The sequence below is a fragment of the Aliisedimentitalea sp. MJ-SS2 genome (genome assembly GCF_032586155.1).
In the GTDB taxonomy this organism is placed as follows: domain Bacteria; phylum Pseudomonadota; class Alphaproteobacteria; order Rhodobacterales; family Rhodobacteraceae; genus JAWHTC01.
On the sequence record NZ_JAWHTC010000002.1, the window covers coordinates 610611 to 626869 of the forward strand.

The following is a 16259-nucleotide window of genomic DNA, read 5'->3' on the forward strand; positions in this document are numbered from 1 at the left end:
CTTAGAGCTTTTCCAAAAGTTTTTCACCGGCGGTCAATTCACAGACCCCGCCCTGAACCTCTTCGTTCAGATGGGTGACAACCCCGTCTTCGGCCACCAGCGCGTAACGCTTTGACCGGCCGAACATGCCGCCCTGCGGGAAGTCGAAGTCCATGCCCAGTGCCTTCGTAAACTCGCCACTTGCATCGCCCAAAAGGCTGATCCCGGCATCACCCGCGCCCATTTCCTTGTCCCAGGCCGCCATGGTGAAGCCGTCATTGACCGAGATACAGTAGATGTCCTCGACACCTTTCTCGGCAAACCCCTCACGGGTTCGCATAAAGCTGGGCAAATGTGCCGCCGAGCATGTCCGCGAAAACGCCGCCGGAAGCCCGAAAACCACCACTTTGCGGCCATCAACCATGTCCGCGGTCTGAACCGCGTGCACCCCGTTTTCATCGAACTTGTAAAGCGTTCCATCCGGGATCCGATCCCCTACCTTGATTGCCACTGAAACTCTCCTATTCGCGCGTTGCTTTTTACGTCTTTCAGGTTATAGGCTCGCCCAGCAGACACAATGGGAAAGGGTGCACCATGGCTCACATCGTTGTCATCGGGGCCGGCCAGGCCGGCTCTTCGCTTTGCGCCAAGCTGCGCAACTTGAGCTTTGAAGGCGAGATCACCCTGATCGGCAACGAACCTTCGCCCCCCTACCAGCGCCCACCGCTGTCCAAAGCTTATCTCCTGGGCGAGATGGAGTTGGAACGCCTCTACCTGCGCCCCGAGAGCTTCTATGCCGACAACGGTATCGCCCTGCGCACCGGCACCCATGTGCAGTCCATCGACCCAGTGGCGAAAACCGTGACCACCGAAGGAGAAACGCTTTCCTATGATATGTTGGCGCTTTGCACCGGCTCGACCCCGCGCCGTTTGCCTGATGCCATCGGCGGTGCGCTTGATGGCGTGCATGTGGTGCGAACCCTTGCGGATGTCGGCGCCATGGCCCCCGAGTTTACCGAGGGCAAAAACGTGCTGATCGTCGGCGGTGGCTATATCGGCCTCGAAGCGGCAGCCGTGGCCGCCAAGAAGGGCCTCAAGGTCACGCTGGTGGAAATGGCCGACCGCATACTTCAACGGGTTGCCGCCCCGGAGACCTCGGATTATTTCCGCGCGCTTCATACTGGCCATGGGGTCAACATCCTTGAAGGTGTCGGGCTTGACCGGCTTATCGGTGACACACGCGTCACCGGTGCCAAACTCTCGGACGGCACTGAACTGATGGTCGATTTTGTCATCGTTGGCGTCGGCGTCGCCCCAGGGTCCGAGCTGGCCAAGGCCGCCGGGCTCACTCTTGACAATGGCATCAAGACCGATGCCCAGGGCCGCACTTCCGATCCCAACATCTGGGCCGCTGGCGATTGCGCCTCGTTTCCCTATCGCGACACCCGTATCCGGCTGGAAAGCGTGCCAAACGCCATTGATCAAGCCGAATGTATTGCCGAAAACATGATGGGCGCAGGCAAGGACTATGTCGCCAAACCGTGGTTCTGGTCGGATCAATATGACGTTAAGCTGCAGATCGCGGGGCTGAACGCCGGTTATGACAGGGTCATCACCCGCCCCGGCGACAAGGAAAACAGTTCCTCCTTCTGGTACTACACCGGCAACACGCTTCTGGCTGTCGATGCCATGAATGACCCGCGCGCTTACATGATCGGAAAACGCTTGATCGAAGGCGGCAAATCCCCTGACCCGGCGGCGGTGGCTGATCCTTCGGTCGATCTCAAATCGCTGATGTAGCTGCCATGGCGAAGCCCCGTAGGGTGCGTTTTCAACGCACCATCCCTCAACGGTACAACACATGCGCATAATCGGAGGCAATTTCAGGGGCCGCGCACTGGCTTCGGTCGGTAAGGGCGATGCAGGCGCGCATTTGCGCCCCACGACCGATCGCGTGCGTGAGAGCCTGTTCAATGTGCTGACGGGTGGGCGCTTTGGTGACCCGATCACCGATGCGCGCGTTCTGGACCTCTTTGCCGGCACCGGCGCGCTTGGCCTCGAGGCCCTGTCGCGGGGTGCCTCGCACGTCACCTTTGTCGACGACGGCAGGAAATCCAATAACCTGATCCGGCAGAACATCGCGATCTGCCAAGCCCAAAAAACAACCAAACTCATCCGCCGCGACGCCCGCAAACTGCCTGCCTGTCCCACGGACCCTTTCGATCTGATCTTCCTCGATCCGCCCTACGGCAAGAGTTTGGGCGAAAAAGCCCTGCAAACCGCCCTCGCTAATGGCTGGGTCGCCCCCGAATCCCTGATCGTGTGGGAGGAAAACACCGCCATTACCCCACCCGAGTGCGTCACCCTGCTCGATGACCGCCACTATGGTGACACAACAATCTTTTTGCTCGAATACACTGCGTAAGCACGCGCTTATTCCGCGCCTTTTAAGCCGCGAGCCAATAGAGGCTTCGGCCAAGGCCGCGCATGTTCCTTTCAATGAAACCCCACATTCAAAGGAGAACACCAATGCCCCAAACCGCCAAGGCCCTGACCTTTTTCACCTTCCTCGGAATGGCCGGGATGGCCCATGCTCTCACCCCCGACAAGGGCGACATTCTCGGCTTTGACGCCGTTTCCATCGGCCAGGCGCTTGCCGACCAGGGTTACGAACTGACCCGGTTTCACCGGGCACCGGCGCTAATTCACGTCACCGCCACCAAGGGCGGCCAGCGCCACCTGATGCTGATTTCCCCGCGTGATGGCAGCGTGATCAGCCACAAAACAGGTGCCTCGCGCAGCTTTCAACCGATTACTACCCCAAGGATTTCCGCCGTACCGGGCCTTGCTGAAAAGCTGGCCGAACAGGGCTACGAGGTGAAACGCATCAAGGACGAAGGCTATGAACTCGAAGCTTATGCCCTGCGTGACGGCCAACTTTGGGAGCTGAAACTCGATCCAGCAACCGGAGCAATCCTGTCAGTGGAAGCCGAGGATTGATGCCAACTGAGAACCAAACTACGGGCAGGCGGGCATGGGACCCGCTTGTCCGCCTTACCCACTGGACGATTGCGCTGACCATAGTGGTCAATGGCGTGCTCCTGCGGGACGGAGATTTCCTGCATATCTGGATCGGCTATGTCGCCCTGTCAGCACTGATCTTGCGCCTGCTTTGGGGCTTCATCGCCCTCGGCTCGGCACGGTTTGCGGAAATGCCACTCGCACCCGTCGCGGCACTCTCACACCTGCAAGATCTGGTACGTGGCCGCTGGCATGACAGCCCCGGACATACCCCGCTTGGCGCATGGATGGCCGTTTCGATCTGGTTGCTTCTGGCGGTGACCGCAGCAACCGGCCTGGGCCTGCATGCCGACCCCTTCCCCGATGACGAAACCCATCACAGCTGGTCGGACTACCACGTTGACGATGACGATGACGATGACGATGACGACTGGAACCACAACGAAGGCTCCGAAACCCTCGAAGACGTTCACGAGGCCGCAGCAACTGGCCTTTTGATCCTCGCAGCGCTGCATATCGCCGGGATCGGGCTTGAATCCCAGCTCTCGGGCGTCAATCTTGCAAGGGCAATGTTTCGCCCCCGCCGCGAAAGGCCCCGAAAATGAGCCGCAAGCCCAATGACAGACGCCGTGCCTCAATCCTGGCCGTGGCCATCGGCCTGCAAATGCTCGCCGCCGTGTTCTTTCTCGGGGACGTCGCCAGCGATTTCCGCTGGATCGGCTTTGACCCGCACACCACGTTCGAGGCAATGGTCGCTGTTGCCCTCCTGATCGGTATTGGCTTTGGCGCTCTGGAGATGCGTCGCACCCTCGCTCGCATGCACCGCGCCGAAGAGGCGCTCTCCATGGCCAGCGGCGCGCTCGGCGAGGTGATTCAGTTGCGCTTTGACGAATGGCGGCTGACCCCGTCCGAGGCAGATGTCGCGCTCTTTGCCCTCAAAGGGTTCGACACAAACGAGATTGCCAAGTTTCGCTCGGTCGCCGAAAGCACGGTGCGCGCCCAATTGACCCGCGCCTTCGCCAAATCTGACGTCAAGAACCGTGCGCAATTCGTCTCGCTTTTTGTCGAAGAACTTCTGACCCTGCCCGAGGTGGACAACTGACACCGGATAATTACCCCCAAGTCGGGTGAAACTTGCCTTCCGGTGATGGCGTGAATATCTCCACCCCGTTCGCGGTCACGCCAACTGAATGCTCAAACTGCGCCGACAGGGTCTTGTCGCGGGTGATCGCTGTCCAATCATCCGAAAGAACCTTGGTCTCGGGACGGCCCAGATTGACCATCGGTTCGATAGTAAAGAACATGCCCTCTTCAAGAATCGGTCCGGTGCCCGCGCGGCCATAGTGCAGCACGTTGGGCGGCGAGTGGAACACCCGGCCCAGCCCGTGTCCGCAGAAATCGCGTACCACGCTCATCCGCTGGGCCTCAACGTAAGTCTGGATCGCATGGCCGATATCGCCGAACGTGTTGCCTGGCTTTACCGCCTCGATCCCCAGCATCAACGCATCATGGGTCACCTGGATCAACCGCTCGGCAAAAGGCTTGATCTTGCCGACTTTGTACATTCGGCTGGTGTCGCCGAACCATCCATCGACGATGACCGTCACATCGATGTTCAGGATATCCCCCTCGACCAGTTCGTCATGCTTGCGGCTGGTCTTGTCGTTCTTGCCTTTCGGCACTTTCGAGCCGGGAATGCCGTGACACACCACATGATTGAGCGAAATGCAGGACGCGTGCTTGTAACCCTTGTAACCGATCGTGGCCGAGGTCGCGCCCGCCTCGTACACTTTGTCCTCGATTATCTTGTCGATCCCGCCAGTGGTCTGACCCGCCACAATGTGCTCAGCAACTTCATCCAGGATGCGTGCGGCCAGGGCACCGGCCTTATGCATACCGGCAAAATCCGCTTCTTCGTGAATGCGGATACCATCGCGCGTCATGCGCCCCTGATGCGTGTCGCCCAACTTGAGTGCCCCTTTGCCGAACCCTAAGACCATGCGCCCTTCTTAGGCCAGTTCACGTCCAAGGGCCAGAGTGTGTGCCGCTCTTGATCTGAACGATCGCAACGCCCTGAGTTTGGCACACATTTCTTTTCAAACGGATGAATTTTCCATACGCCCATATTGCTTTGCCCTGGCTCTTTTCGCCGCCCCGCCAGCCGTCGCGGATGACTGCCATGAAGAAATCACCGCCTTGTTTGACGGCGGCACGCTTGATGCCTAACAGCGCCCCTCGCATCGTCACGAGAAAAAGGTGATCGACGCTTCGGGCAATGTCACATTGACCTATCAGTCGATCGTGGAAACGCCGTTGCGCACTGTCTCGGGCACAAAGGGCGGGGCGATGACCCCGACCATCGACGAAACCACCTGGACCGATCCGAACCCGATTACGGGCAACACATTCGTTGGGTCGCCCGACACGGTTTAAATCGACCCGGAGACACGGCAAGTCATGCGCAGGAAGCAGACGGGGCTGTTTTCCTCGTGGTTGCCCGAGCCCGGCAAGGACACCCATATCACCCGTTTCACTTATGACCAGTCGATCAAACTGACCCGGCCCGAGTGATCCACCCCCATACCCGCCCGAGGGCGTCAGGGTGGGCTGAGGCACGCCGTGTCACAAGCGCAACCTCTGCATGGGAGGGAGACGCCCGAGGGCGGGTATTCATCCAACAAACGGCAATGCCTTGCCCAATGTGATCTCCTCCGGTGTGATCCGGCAATCAAACGCCATCACCTCGACCCCGGCCTGTCGTGCCGCAATTAAGCCTTCCGCATAGGCAGGGTCGATATCCCCCGCGATGCTCACCCGGTCACTATCAGTACGTTGCACCAAATAAAGCATCACCGCCCGTGCGCCATTCTGAGCCACAACAGAAAGCTCCTGCAAATGCTTCAACCCCCGTGCGGTGCGCGAATCCGGGAATTCCGCCAGCCCCGCCTCGCGGCATAGTGTTACCGATTTGACCTCGACATATGTATCCGGCCCGTCCCCCGACAGCAGGAAATCAATCCGGCTGTTGTCGCCATACTTGACCTCGGGCCGCACCATCGGCGCCTGCAATCCCGGCACCTCACCCGCCACCAAAGACGCCTTCAGCGCCCGGTTGGGCACGCTGGTATCCACCCCGGTGAAATGCCCGTTTCCATGGTCCACCAGCCGCCAGCCGAATTTCAGTTTCTTCTTCGGATCATCGTTCGGTTCAACCCAAATCTTCGTGCCTTCTTCGGCCAGCCCCATCATCGAGCCAGGATTGGCGCAATGCGCCGTCACCTCGCGCCCATCCTCCAGACGAATGTCCGCCAGGAACCGCTTATAGCGCCGGATCAGCCGCGCCGGTTGAAGAGCTGTTTGAAACCGCATGAATGCGGGCCTATACCGAGGTACGCGCCCATGCAAGGAGCCCGCCGATGCCGAACCCCACCGCCGCCATGATCGTGATCGGCGACGAAATCCTTTCGGGCCGCACCCGCGACGCCAACATGCACCACCTCGCCGGGGAACTAGCCACGGCGGGCATCGACCTGAAAGAGGTCCGTGTGGTCTCGGACGATCCGTCAGCCATAACCGACGCCACAAGGGCGCTCAGCGAGACCTATACCCATGTTTTCACTTCGGGCGGCATTGGCCCGACCCATGACGACATTACCGCCGATTGCATCGCTGCTGCTTTCAATGCGCACATCGACGTGCGCGACGACGCCCGTGCCATCCTTGAAGAATACTATCAGCGCACCGGCACTGAATTGAACGAGGCCCGCCTGCGTATGGCGCGCATCCCCGATGGCGCCAGCCTGATCGACAACCCGGTCTCCGCCGCCCCCGGTTTCAAGCTCGAAAACGTACACGTCATGGCCGGAGTGCCGACGATCTTCCAAGCCATGGTCGCCAGCGTTTTGCCAACACTCACTGGCGGCGCACCCCTGCTCAGCCAGACCCTGCGCATCAACCGTGGCGAAGGCGATATTGCCGGGCCGCTGGCTGATCTGGCCAGCGAGTTTTCCGACCTCTCAATCGGCTCCTACCCATTTTCCCAGGGCGGCATCTTTGGCGCCCATATCGTGATCCGCGGCCATGACGGTGCGATGCTGGATGCTGCCATGACCAAACTCAGCGCGATGTTCTCCGAATGACCCTACCCGACGCCCACACCCTCTATGACGTGATCGACGGCACATGGCCGGCGGCAGAATACGTCTCCTACAGCCCCTTCACCCTCCGCAAGGGTGCCGGGGGTGGCCAACGCGTTGCCGCCGCTACTACAGATCAGCCTGTAACGGCTGACGACATTGCCACCGCGGAAGAGGAAATGAAAACCCTCAACGTGGGCGACCAGCCGCCGATCTTCATGGTTCGCGAGGGCCAGTCCGACCTCGACACCCAACTTGCCGCGCGTGGCTACCCCATCGTTGACCCAGTCAACCTCTATGCCTGCAACATCAATCTGCTGACCACCGAACCTATCCCACCGGTCACCGCCATCCCAGTGTGGGAACCGCTTGCCATCATGCGCGACATGTGGGCCGAGGGTGGCATCGGCGAAGGCCGCATCAATGTCATGCACCGCGCGACAGGCCCGAAGACGGCTATCGTCGCGCGCTGGAACGACCACCCCGGCGGCTGCGCCTTTGTCGCCATCCATAACGGCATCGCCATGGTCCACGCGCTGGAAATCCTGAACCACCAGCGCCAACAAGGCCTCGGTAAATGGATGATGCGACGCGCTGCCTTCTGGGCGCACAAACATGGGGCTGATACCATGTCTGTGGTCTGTACCCAGGCCAACACCGGCGCCAACGCGCTCTACTCTTCCCTCGGGATGACCCTTGTGGGACAGTATCACTATCGCAAACTGAAAGATGCCTGACATGAGTGACGCCAAACAACCCACCGCACTCGATCTGCCAATGATCGATCCACTCCCCGAGGCCACGCAAAAATACTTCGACATCTGCACCGACAAACTAGGCATGATTCCAAACGTGCTTCAGGCCTATGCGTTCGACATCGACAAGCTCAACGCCTTCACCGCGCTCTATAATGACTTGATGCTGGCCCCCTCGGGTCTGTCGAAATTGGAACGTGAAATGATCGCCGTCGCGGTCAGTTCGATCAACAAGTGCTTCTACTGCCTGACCGCCCATGGCGAGGCGGTGCGCGCGCTTTCGGGCAACCCAATGCTGGGCGAAATGATGGTGATGAACTGGCGAGCCGCCGATCTGGACGAACGCCAATACGCCATGCTTGAATTCGCCGAGATGATGACCATCGAAAGCCACAAGATCGAAGAAAAACACCGCCAGCGCCTGCGTGACGTCGGCTTCTCGGATCGCGATATCTGGGACATTGCCAACGTCGCCGGCTTCTACAACATGTCCAACCGCGTGGCTTCAGCCACCGACATGCGTCCGAATGACGAATACCACGCCAAGTCGCGGTAGACCCGGCCCCATGTGTCCGGGATACGTCCGGACCGTGGCGCTTGCCTGCCTGCTCCTACCACTCTTTGCGGCCGGGGTGTTGGCGTTCGAACTGTCGTTGCCCGGCAACGCTCGCGAAACCACCCGCGATGACACGTCGCCCGACGCCCACACCTTGGCCACCGCAGGGTTCGCTGACGGCGCGATGCCGCTCGCAACCGTCGAGGGCGCTGTGTCCCGCGCGGCTTGGCGGATCGATGTCCAGGGCATCACCACGCTGCAACTCGTATCGCCTCTGCGTGACCAGCTCAGGGAAGAGGGTTTCGACATCCTCTTCGAATGTGAGGCTGCGACCTGCGGCGGTTTCGACTTCCGTTACCGGCTCGAAGTGTTCCCCGCTCCGCATATGCATATCGACTTGTTCGACTATCGCTACCTTGCCGCCTCGCGGGGCGCGGGTACCGGCGCTGCCGAACACGTTACAATCCTGGCCAGCCGCAGTTCCAGCGCAGGTTTCGTCCAGATCACCACCATCACCCCTCCGGGCAAAATGGCACCTGTCACCAACACAACCGGCTCATCTGTGCGCACAAAACCAACCTCGACCACCACGACTGATCCAGGCACCGATCTGCCCCTGGCCGAACAGCTGGAACGGCGCGGCCATGCCATCCTTGGCGACCTGGCGTTCGAGACCGGCTCGTCCGCCCTCGGCGCTGGCGACTTCACCTCGCTGGCGGAACTGGCCGGATTTCTCAGCGCCGATCCCAACCGCCGCGTCGCCCTGGTCGGCCATACCGATGCCGTTGGCGCCCTTGCTGGGAATATCGCCCTGTCAAAACGCCGAGCGGCATCTGTGCTGGAACGCCTGGTCTCGGCCCATGGTGTGCCGCGCGGCCAACTCGACGCCGAAGGCATGGGCTATCTCTCACCCGTCACAACCAACCTGACGCCCGAAGGCCGCGACCAAAACAGACGGGTCGAGGCCGTGCTTCTGAACACCGAATAACTCCAGCCTTTCGGTAAAAAAAGGCCCCGGAGCGTATCCGGGGCCAGTTGGGTTGCGGAGGTTGCCCTGGCGGGCATCCCTCATGGGAAACTCTTGGGTGTTCGATCACCAGTCATTCGGGCCTTTCTCGCCAAACGAATGCACCAGGAAGTCGATGAAGGCGCGGACCTTGGGCTGGGTAAAGCGACCCGGCGGGTAAACCGCATAGATGCCCTGGGTCTCTGTAGGCAGATCGGGGATCACGTCCTCGACCAGGCCCTGGGCCATGGCTTCGGCGTAAAGGAAGCTCGGCAGATAGGCGATACCAAGGCCGGAGATGGCCGCATTCAGCAGGCTCTGTCCGTCATTCACGCTCAGCCAGCCTGCGGTGCGCACCTGGCGCTTTTCCCCGGACGGCGCAGTCAGCTTCCAGACATTGCCGGTCGACTGGCTCGAGTAATGCAGAAGCTTGTGTTCGTTCAGATCGTCAATCCGCTCGGGCCGGCCATAGCGTTTGAAGTACTCCGGGCTCGCGATCATTCGTTTGGTCGTCTCGGTCAGCTTACGGGCGCGTAGGGTGCTGTCTTCCAGCTCACCAATACGGATTGCCATGTCAAAGCCTTCGGAGATCAACTCAACATAACGGTTGTTCAACACCATGTTGACGGTGATATCGGGGAAATCCGACAGGAAATCGCCCAGAACCGGGCTCAGGTGGTTGACGCCAAAGTCGGTCGCCACGCTGATCCTGAGAAGACCGGAAGGGTCCGATTGCATCGAAGAGACCAGCGCATCCGCCTCACCCGCATCATTCAACACGCGACGTGCACGATCATAGTATGCAAGACCGATCTCGGTCGGGCTGACCCGCCGTGTGGTCCGGTTCAATAGGCGTGCGCCCAGACGGGCCTCAAGTGACGAGACATGTTTCGAAACCGCAGATTTCGAAATGCCCATCTTCTTGGCCGCGTCGGTAAAGCCGCCTTGGTCCACCACAGTGGCAAAGGCTTCCATCTCGGTCAGGCGATCCATGTGTGATCCCTCAATAACTTTTCATTCTTGTCTCGAGGGTCAGGTATGACGGTGAAATTGGGCAGAATACGGGCGCTGATTGGATAATGTCGGGGTTTTGTCACGGATCGTTCAAGGCAGGGAAACGGTGAAACAAGTGTTGCCAGAACGGAATTTGGCCTTTTTTTACTCCTCCCCTTGCGCACTAAGCCTTTCTAGAAATTCTTGCAAACTCGTAGGGCATCAAGGATAGCGGCATGGATGTTGCGCGCGGCAACCGCATCGCCGATCCGGGCGAGATCATATTGCCCTAGCGGGTTATTCACCACGAACGGATCCGTCCCGGCGATCAACGCCACCTGATCCAATTGCCCCATATTGCGCGATTGTGGTTTCAGATCGTGATAGAGCGCTTCTACTGGAACCGATCCGTTTTCAACGACCACATGGTCGCATAGCCGCTCACTCGTCTCTCCGGTCAGAACATGGCGCAAGACCACGCGCTTGCGATTGCCCTCTGCTGCGATTCCGACCAGATCAAGGAAACACTCAAAGACGACGCCCTGACGTACCAGATCACGCAGCACGACCGCTGCATTCGTCGGCCCAAGGTCATGCGCCACCATCCGGTCCGGCGTCACCATGGTGACCATGGCCCCTGCGCGCGCCAATACATCCGCACAGACCGTTGCGGGTTGATCACCGACTTCGTCAAATAGCAGGACCTCGCCTGACAGGCGCGCCTCACCTCCCAAAACATCCCAGCCCGAGATCGCGATATCCCCACCCGGAACATCGGGCGTCTCGGGCCAACCACCAGTTGCCACAACCACCAGATCGGGGGCTTCCGCCATTACATCTGCGGCTTCGACATATGTATTCAACCGAACGTCCACGCCCAGCCGGGCAACCTCTGTCATCAGCCAGTCGGCCACGCCCCAGATCTGCCGCCGGGTCATCCCTTTGGCCGCAAGATTGATCTGACCACCTAACCGATCCCCGGCCTCGAACAACACAACCTCATGGCCCCTTTCAGCGCAAACCCGCGCGGCCTCCATTCCACCGGGCCCGCCGCCGGCGATCACCACCTTGCGTCGGTTGTGGGCGCGTTCAAGGACATGCGGCATCACCTGCTCGCGCCCGGTCGCCGCGTTGTGACCGCAGACCGCCGGCTTGCCCTGATTGACCCGGTCGACACAGTATCCCAGCCCGACACAGGGCCGGATACGCTCTTCATCTCCTTGTCTCAGTTTGTTCACCAGGTATGGGTCGGCGATATGCGCCCGGGTCATGCCGACCAGATCCACATGCCCCGCGGCCACCGCATGGCGGGCGGTGGCAATGTCGGCAATACCACCCGCATGAAACACCGGAATGTCCACCGCCGCGCGGATTTGCCCGGCAATCCCCAGATGCGGGGCCGAGGGCATTCCCATCGGCGCCACCCAACCGGCCAGACCCAGATCGTCATAAGGCGCGCCCGCCAGTACGTTGAGGAAATCGACCGCTCCCGTCTCCGCCAGCTTGCGGGCAATCTCGACACATTCCTCTCCGCTCAATCCGCCGTCCAGAAGTTCATCCCCGGTGATGCGCATGCCCAGCACGATGTCCGGCCCCACCGTGTCGCGCACTGCTTCAACAACCTGCAGGCTCAGGCGCATCCGATTGTCCAGCGACCCGCCGTAATCATCATCGCGCTTGTTGACCAGCGGCGACAGGAATTGCCCCAGAAGATGCGAATGCGACAACAGCTCGATCCCATCAAACCCGCCGAGCTGACACCTTTGCGCCGCGCTGGCGAAATCACCGATGACCCGGGTGATGTCCTCCTGCTCCATCGCCTTGGGAAAGGACCGGTGTGCCCTTTCGCGCGTGCCCGACGGCCCCGCCACCGGCAGCCAATGCCCGTTATCCCAGGCGGTGCGCCGCCCCATATGGGTAATCTGGCAGATCACGGCGGCGCCGTGGGATCGCACACCATCGGTCAATTCCTTGAACCACGGAATGATGCTGTCATCCCCAGCATAAAGCTGCCCGAAAACCGACGGGCTGTCCGGCGCGATATTGGTCGACCCGCCAATAATGCTCAGCCCGATGCCCCCCTTGGCCTTTTCCTCGTGATAAAGCCTGTAGCGCTCGCGCGGATGTCCGCCCTCCTGAAACGACGGCGCATGGGCCGTGCTCATGATCCGGTTGCGCAGGGTCAGGTGGCGTAGCTGGAAGGGCTCAAGCAGTGGGTCCACGAAATCGCCTTTCGAATAGGGGATGCGTTTCCAATACTATGCTTTGGACATTCGTGATCGTGTAGAAAGTCGACACTCGCGGCCGCCATTCACGACAACAGCTTCATGCCACCATCTGTTCGGCTTTCTTCAGGTCCACGCTCACCAATTGGCTCACGCCCTGCTCCTGCATCGTCACCCCGAACAGCCTGTCCATACGCGCCATGGTCACCGCATGGTGGGTGATGATCAGGAATCGTGTGTCCGTCCGGCGGCACATTTCGTCCAGCAGATCACAGAATCGGGTTACGTTAGCGTCATCCAGCGGCGCGTCGACCTCGTCCAGAACACAGATCGGCGCCGGGTTGGCCAGAAACACCGCAAAGATCAGCGCCAGCGCAGTCAGGGTCTGTTCACCGCCGGAGAGCAACGACAGGGTCGACAGCTTCTTGCCCGGTGGCTGGCACATGATCTCCAACCCCGCCTCCAGCGGATCCTCGCTTTCCACCAGCACAAGGTTCGCCTCGCCGCCACCAAACAAGTGCCGAAACAGCAGGGTGAAATTCGAGTTCACCTGCTCGAACGCCGTCAGCAACCGCTCGCGCCCTTCGCGGTTCAGGCTGGCAATGCCGTTGCGAAGTGTGCGGATCGCTTCTTCCAGATCGGTCTTTTCCTTAACCAACTCGTCATGTTCTAGCTGCACCTCGCGGGCATCTTCCTCGGCCCGCAGGTTCACCGCACCCAGCGCATCACGCTGCCGTTTCCACCGGTTCACATCGGCCTCGATCGCTTCAGACGCCGGCATCTTGTCAGGATCGGCGTCCAGGCTTTCCAATAGCTCGCCTGGATCGCATTCTTGTTCTTCGCGAATACGTTCCTCGGCATACACCACGGTTTCGCGCGCTGCATCAGCCCGTGCTTCCGCCCGCGCTCGCGCCTCGCGTGCCTCGCCGGCCGCACGTTCCGCTTCGCGCTCGGCCGTCACAGCATCGCGCTGCGCATTCTCGGCCGCGGCCAGCGCATCCGCGGCGCTCCTGCGCCGCGCTTCCGCCTCGTCAATTGCATCCGACAACTCTTCTCGCTTGGCGGCAATCTCGGCGGGGGCCGCATTGGCCTCCTTCAATTCACCCTCGGACGCTTCCTTGCGTTCCGCCAGCTCGGCAATCCGCTTTCCTGCGGTCTCCAACCGGTGTTTCCAGCCCGAAACTTCCTTGGCCACTTCCTGCGACCGTTTCAGACGCGCCTCACCCTCCCGGCGCAATTCGTCATGGGCCGACCGGCGCGACATCATCGTGATCCGCGCCGCCTCGACCGTCATCTTGATATCTTCAACTTGCGCTCGCGCCGCATCCAGATCACCCAGGTCGGCCACACCTTTTTCGGCCTCGGCCATCTGCGTACGCGCGGCCATCGCGTCTTCCTCGTGCCGCGTCACCGCCAACCCCGAACTCTCCAACCGCGAAGAGGCCAAATTGCGATCCGCCTCGGCCCGGCTCAGCGCCCGCGCTGCATCATTGACCGCCGTATCCGCCGCCCGTCGTGCTTCGCGCGCCCGCTTGTCCGCCTCGGTCAGATCGGCCAGCCGCTGTTGCAGCATCTCATGCGCCCGCTTGGCCCCGTCTGCTCGCGCCGTGGCTGTTTCCATCTGCTGTTTCAACGCCTCAAGGCGGTTCAGTTGTTGCAAACGCAGCGCCGCCGCGCTCGGCGCATCCTCAGCCCAGGCACGATAACCATCCCAACGCCAAAGATCGCCTTCCAAAGTCACCAGCCGCTGACCCGGTTTCAGGTCCGCCTGCAAACCCGGCCCATCTTCGGCCTCGACCAGCCCGATCTGGCTCATCCGCCGCGCCAGCACATCTGGCACCGAAACATGGTTGGTCAGCGCATCAACGCCACCCGGCAATACTTGTGCTTGGGCATAGCCCGGCAATTCTGTCCAGCCCGACGGCCCATCTTCTTCCACCTCGGGCGCGCGCAGATCGTCGGCCAGTGCTGCACCCAATGCCTTTTCATAGCCCTGTTCAACCTGCAAACGGTCGAGGATCTGACCACCCTCGGCGGTGTCACGTTCTACCAGCTTGGCAAGCGCGTTTGCCTCGGCGCTCAGCGCGTTGACCTCGCCTTCGGCCTCGGACCGTTCGGCCCGTGCATCCGCCTCGCGAGCTTGAGTTTCCGCCCGTGCCACCTCGGCCTGGTTCAGCGCCTCTTCAACCTCGGCAGCCTTGGTAACCGCTGCTGTCTCGGCCTCGCCAGCCACCCCGAAATCGGTCTCGGCCTTCTCCAAAGAAGCCTGCGCTTCATCCATCGCCGCCTTGGCCTTGCCAGCTTCTGCTTCGCTGCGATCCAGTGTCTTGCGGCTGTCCTCCAACAAGCGATGCGCCGACTGATGCCGTGCTGCCAGACGCGCCACATCTTCGGTCAGCGTTGACAGATCGCCTTCACGTTCGGACAGCACCCGTGCTGCCTCGTGCGCCTCCTTCGACGCCTCTTCCAGCCGGGCATCGTGCCCTTCGCCCGCCTTGGCAAGCTCGCGCGCCTCCCATTCCAGCCGTTCGATAGTCTCACCCGCGTCGCGGTTCAGGCCGGATTCTCGCTCCATATCCGCGCCCAGCTGATGAATCCGTCGCTCAAGCGTCTCGATCGCCTCACGGGCGCGGGTTTCTTGATCCTGCAACGTATCGCGCTGGACCTGCAAACGCTGCAACACCGCCGCTGCAATCGCCTCTTCCTCGCGCAACGGCGGCAGCGTGTCCTCTTTCTCCTGCCGCAGCTTGGCCGCCTGCCGCGCCGCACCCTCGGCCTGTGCCGCGCCGGTCACCTTGCCACGCAACTCCTCGCTGGCCTTGGCCAGGGCCTCATCGGCTTCTTTCCAGCGACGATACAACAACATGCCTTCAAACCGGCGCAGGTCTTCACCAATCGCGCGATACCGTGCCGCCTGCTTGGCCTGACGTGCCAATTGACCCAATTGCGAGGCCAATTGTTCAATCACGTCATCAACCCGGGCAAGGTTGGTCTCGGCGCCCTTGAGCTTCAACTCGGCCTCATGCCGCCGTTGGTAAAGCCCTGAAATCCCCGCGGCCTCTTCCAGGATACGCCGCCGATTCTTCGGCTTGGCGTTGATCAATTCGCTGATCTGCCCCTGCCGGACAAGCGCGGGGGAATGCGCCCCGGTCGAGGCATCTGCAAACAGCATCTGCACGTCGCGCGCGCGCACATCCTTGCTGTTGGTCTTGTAGGCACTGCCCACGTCGCGGGTGATCCGCCGCACGATTTCCAACACGTCCTCGTCGTTGAATCCCGCCGGGGCCAGCCGCTCCGAGTTATCAATCAGCAAAGCCACTTCGGCGAAATTCCGGGCGGGCCGCGTCGCCGCCCCGGCAAAGATCACGTCCTCCATGCCGCCGCCCCGCATCGCGGTGGGGCGATTTTCCCCCATGACCCAGCGCAACGCCTCAAGCAGGTTCGACTTGCCACAGCCGTTCGGCCCGACAACCCCGGTCAGGCCATCGGCAATGATCAGCTCTGTCGGATCGACAAAGCTTTTAAAGCCGGTCAGTCTGAGTTTGGAAAAGCGCAATACGGCCTGCCTGTTCGCTCGTGATTCCTTGA

General features: G+C 61.0%; 17 protein-coding genes. 10 read left to right on the forward strand and 7 right to left on the reverse strand.

Annotated elements, in window-relative coordinates; genetic code table 11:
- Position 1 precedes the first annotated feature (1 nt).
- Entirely contained in the window at positions 2-490 is a 489-nt protein-coding gene (locus RXV86_RS09525) for a peroxiredoxin (protein WP_316299263.1), read from the reverse strand.
- Between the two features lie 83 nt (positions 491-573).
- Between RXV86_RS09525 and RXV86_RS09530 the strand changes: the two genes are divergently transcribed.
- From RXV86_RS09530 to RXV86_RS09550, 5 genes are all read left to right on the forward strand, one after another.
- Positions 574-1779 carry an FAD-dependent oxidoreductase gene (locus RXV86_RS09530; protein ID WP_316299264.1) on the forward strand — a complete coding sequence of 402 codons (1206 nt, stop codon included), beginning with the start codon at positions 574-576 and terminating at the stop codon, positions 1777-1779.
- Positions 1780-1840: 61 nt separating this feature from the next.
- The gene (gene rsmD / locus RXV86_RS09535) at positions 1841-2404 is read left to right on the forward strand and encodes a 16S rRNA (guanine(966)-N(2))-methyltransferase RsmD (RefSeq protein ID WP_316299265.1); all 564 of its coding nucleotides are present in this window, start codon (positions 1841-1843) and stop codon (positions 2402-2404) included.
- Between the two features lie 104 nt (positions 2405-2508).
- Positions 2509-2979, forward strand: a complete 471-nt coding sequence (locus RXV86_RS09540) for a PepSY domain-containing protein (protein WP_316299266.1) — start codon at positions 2509-2511, stop codon at positions 2977-2979.
- Entirely contained in the window at positions 2979-3605 is a 627-nt protein-coding gene (locus RXV86_RS09545; RefSeq protein ID WP_316299267.1) for a cytochrome b/b6 domain-containing protein, read from the forward strand. The genes RXV86_RS09540 and RXV86_RS09545 overlap by 1 nt, the downstream gene beginning before the upstream one ends.
- Positions 3602-4102 carry a helix-turn-helix transcriptional regulator gene (locus RXV86_RS09550; protein WP_316299268.1) on the forward strand — a complete coding sequence of 167 codons (501 nt, stop codon included), beginning with the start codon at positions 3602-3604 and terminating at the stop codon, positions 4100-4102. Before RXV86_RS09545 ends, RXV86_RS09550 begins: the two co-directional genes overlap by 4 nt.
- A 10-nt stretch (positions 4103-4112) precedes the next feature.
- Here the strand turns inward: RXV86_RS09550 and map are convergent, their stop codons facing one another.
- Complete coding sequence (map, locus tag RXV86_RS09555) at positions 4113-5000, reverse strand: type I methionyl aminopeptidase (protein WP_316299269.1); 888 nt, start codon at positions 4998-5000, stop codon at positions 4113-4115.
- 19 nt (positions 5001-5019) lie between these two features.
- Entirely contained in the window at positions 5020-5241 is a 222-nt protein-coding gene (locus RXV86_RS09560; RefSeq protein WP_316299270.1) for a hypothetical protein, read from the reverse strand.
- Between the two features lie 15 nt (positions 5242-5256).
- Between RXV86_RS09560 and RXV86_RS09565 the strand changes: the two genes are divergently transcribed.
- Positions 5257-5433, forward strand: a complete 177-nt coding sequence (locus RXV86_RS09565; protein ID WP_316299271.1) for a hypothetical protein — start codon at positions 5257-5259, stop codon at positions 5431-5433.
- A gap of 237 nt (positions 5434-5670) precedes the next feature.
- On the opposite strand, the gene sfsA is transcribed toward RXV86_RS09565, so the two are convergent.
- The gene (sfsA, locus tag RXV86_RS09570; RefSeq protein WP_316299272.1) at positions 5671-6369 is read right to left on the reverse strand and encodes a DNA/RNA nuclease SfsA; all 699 of its coding nucleotides are present in this window, start codon (positions 6367-6369) and stop codon (positions 5671-5673) included.
- A gap of 47 nt (positions 6370-6416) precedes the next feature.
- Here sfsA and RXV86_RS09575 point away from each other — a divergent pair, with 47 nt between their 5' ends.
- The 4 genes from RXV86_RS09575 to RXV86_RS09590 are packed head-to-tail and all read left to right on the forward strand — an operon-like array spanning position 6417 to position 9435.
- Positions 6417-7139, forward strand: a complete 723-nt coding sequence (locus RXV86_RS09575; protein ID WP_316299273.1) for a molybdopterin-binding protein — start codon at positions 6417-6419, stop codon at positions 7137-7139.
- Positions 7136-7873, forward strand: a complete 738-nt coding sequence (locus RXV86_RS09580) for a GNAT family N-acetyltransferase (protein WP_316299274.1) — start codon at positions 7136-7138, stop codon at positions 7871-7873. Before RXV86_RS09575 ends, RXV86_RS09580 begins: the two co-directional genes overlap by 4 nt.
- A gap of 1 nt (position 7874) precedes the next feature.
- A complete protein-coding gene (locus RXV86_RS09585; RefSeq protein WP_316299275.1) occupies positions 7875-8447 on the forward strand; it encodes a peroxidase-related enzyme in 573 nt (190 codons plus the stop codon).
- Positions 8448-8481: 34 nt separating this feature from the next.
- Positions 8482-9435, forward strand: coding sequence for an OmpA family protein (locus RXV86_RS09590; RefSeq protein WP_316299276.1), 954 nt, complete (start codon positions 8482-8484; stop codon positions 9433-9435).
- A 105-nt stretch (positions 9436-9540) separates the two neighbouring features.
- Here RXV86_RS09590 and RXV86_RS09595 read toward each other — a convergent pair whose 3' ends face one another.
- The 3 genes from RXV86_RS09595 to smc form a co-directional block, all read right to left on the reverse strand.
- Complete coding sequence (locus RXV86_RS09595) at positions 9541-10446, reverse strand: LysR family transcriptional regulator (protein ID WP_316299277.1); 906 nt, start codon at positions 10444-10446, stop codon at positions 9541-9543.
- Between the two features lie 194 nt (positions 10447-10640).
- On the reverse strand, positions 10641-12668 hold the full coding sequence (locus RXV86_RS09600) for an NADH:flavin oxidoreductase (RefSeq protein ID WP_316299278.1): 2028 nt from the start codon (positions 12666-12668) through the stop codon (positions 10641-10643).
- A gap of 103 nt (positions 12669-12771) precedes the next feature.
- On the reverse strand, positions 12772-16227 hold the full coding sequence (smc, locus tag RXV86_RS09605) for a chromosome segregation protein SMC (protein WP_316299279.1): 3456 nt from the start codon (positions 16225-16227) through the stop codon (positions 12772-12774).
- Between the last annotated feature and the right edge of the window lie 32 nt (positions 16228-16259).

Bases quoted from the DNA above. Each gene is read 5' to 3' on its own strand.
- RXV86_RS09530 (WP_316299264.1), top strand. From the start codon at position 574: ATGGCTCACATCGTTGTCATCGGGGCCGGCCAGGCCGGCTCTTCGCTT.
- rsmD (WP_316299265.1), top strand. From the start codon at position 1,841: ATGCGCATAATCGGAGGCAATTTCAGGGGCCGCGCACTGGCTTCGGTC.
- RXV86_RS09540 (WP_316299266.1), top strand. From the start codon at position 2,509: ATGCCCCAAACCGCCAAGGCCCTGACCTTTTTCACCTTCCTCGGAATG.
- RXV86_RS09545 (WP_316299267.1), top strand. From the start codon at position 2,979: ATGCCAACTGAGAACCAAACTACGGGCAGGCGGGCATGGGACCCGCTT.
- RXV86_RS09550 (WP_316299268.1), top strand. From the start codon at position 3,602: ATGAGCCGCAAGCCCAATGACAGACGCCGTGCCTCAATCCTGGCCGTG.
- map (WP_316299269.1), bottom strand. From the start codon at position 5,000: ATGGTCTTAGGGTTCGGCAAAGGGGCACTCAAGTTGGGCGACACGCAT.
- RXV86_RS09560 (WP_316299270.1), bottom strand. From the start codon at position 5,241: ATGCGAGGGGCGCTGTTAGGCATCAAGCGTGCCGCCGTCAAACAAGGC.
- sfsA (WP_316299272.1), bottom strand. From the start codon at position 6,369: ATGCGGTTTCAAACAGCTCTTCAACCGGCGCGGCTGATCCGGCGCTAT.
- RXV86_RS09575 (WP_316299273.1), top strand. From the start codon at position 6,417: ATGCCGAACCCCACCGCCGCCATGATCGTGATCGGCGACGAAATCCTT.
- RXV86_RS09580 (WP_316299274.1), top strand. From the start codon at position 7,136: ATGACCCTACCCGACGCCCACACCCTCTATGACGTGATCGACGGCACA.
- RXV86_RS09585 (WP_316299275.1), top strand. From the start codon at position 7,875: ATGAGTGACGCCAAACAACCCACCGCACTCGATCTGCCAATGATCGAT.
- RXV86_RS09595 (WP_316299277.1), bottom strand. From the start codon at position 10,446: ATGGATCGCCTGACCGAGATGGAAGCCTTTGCCACTGTGGTGGACCAA.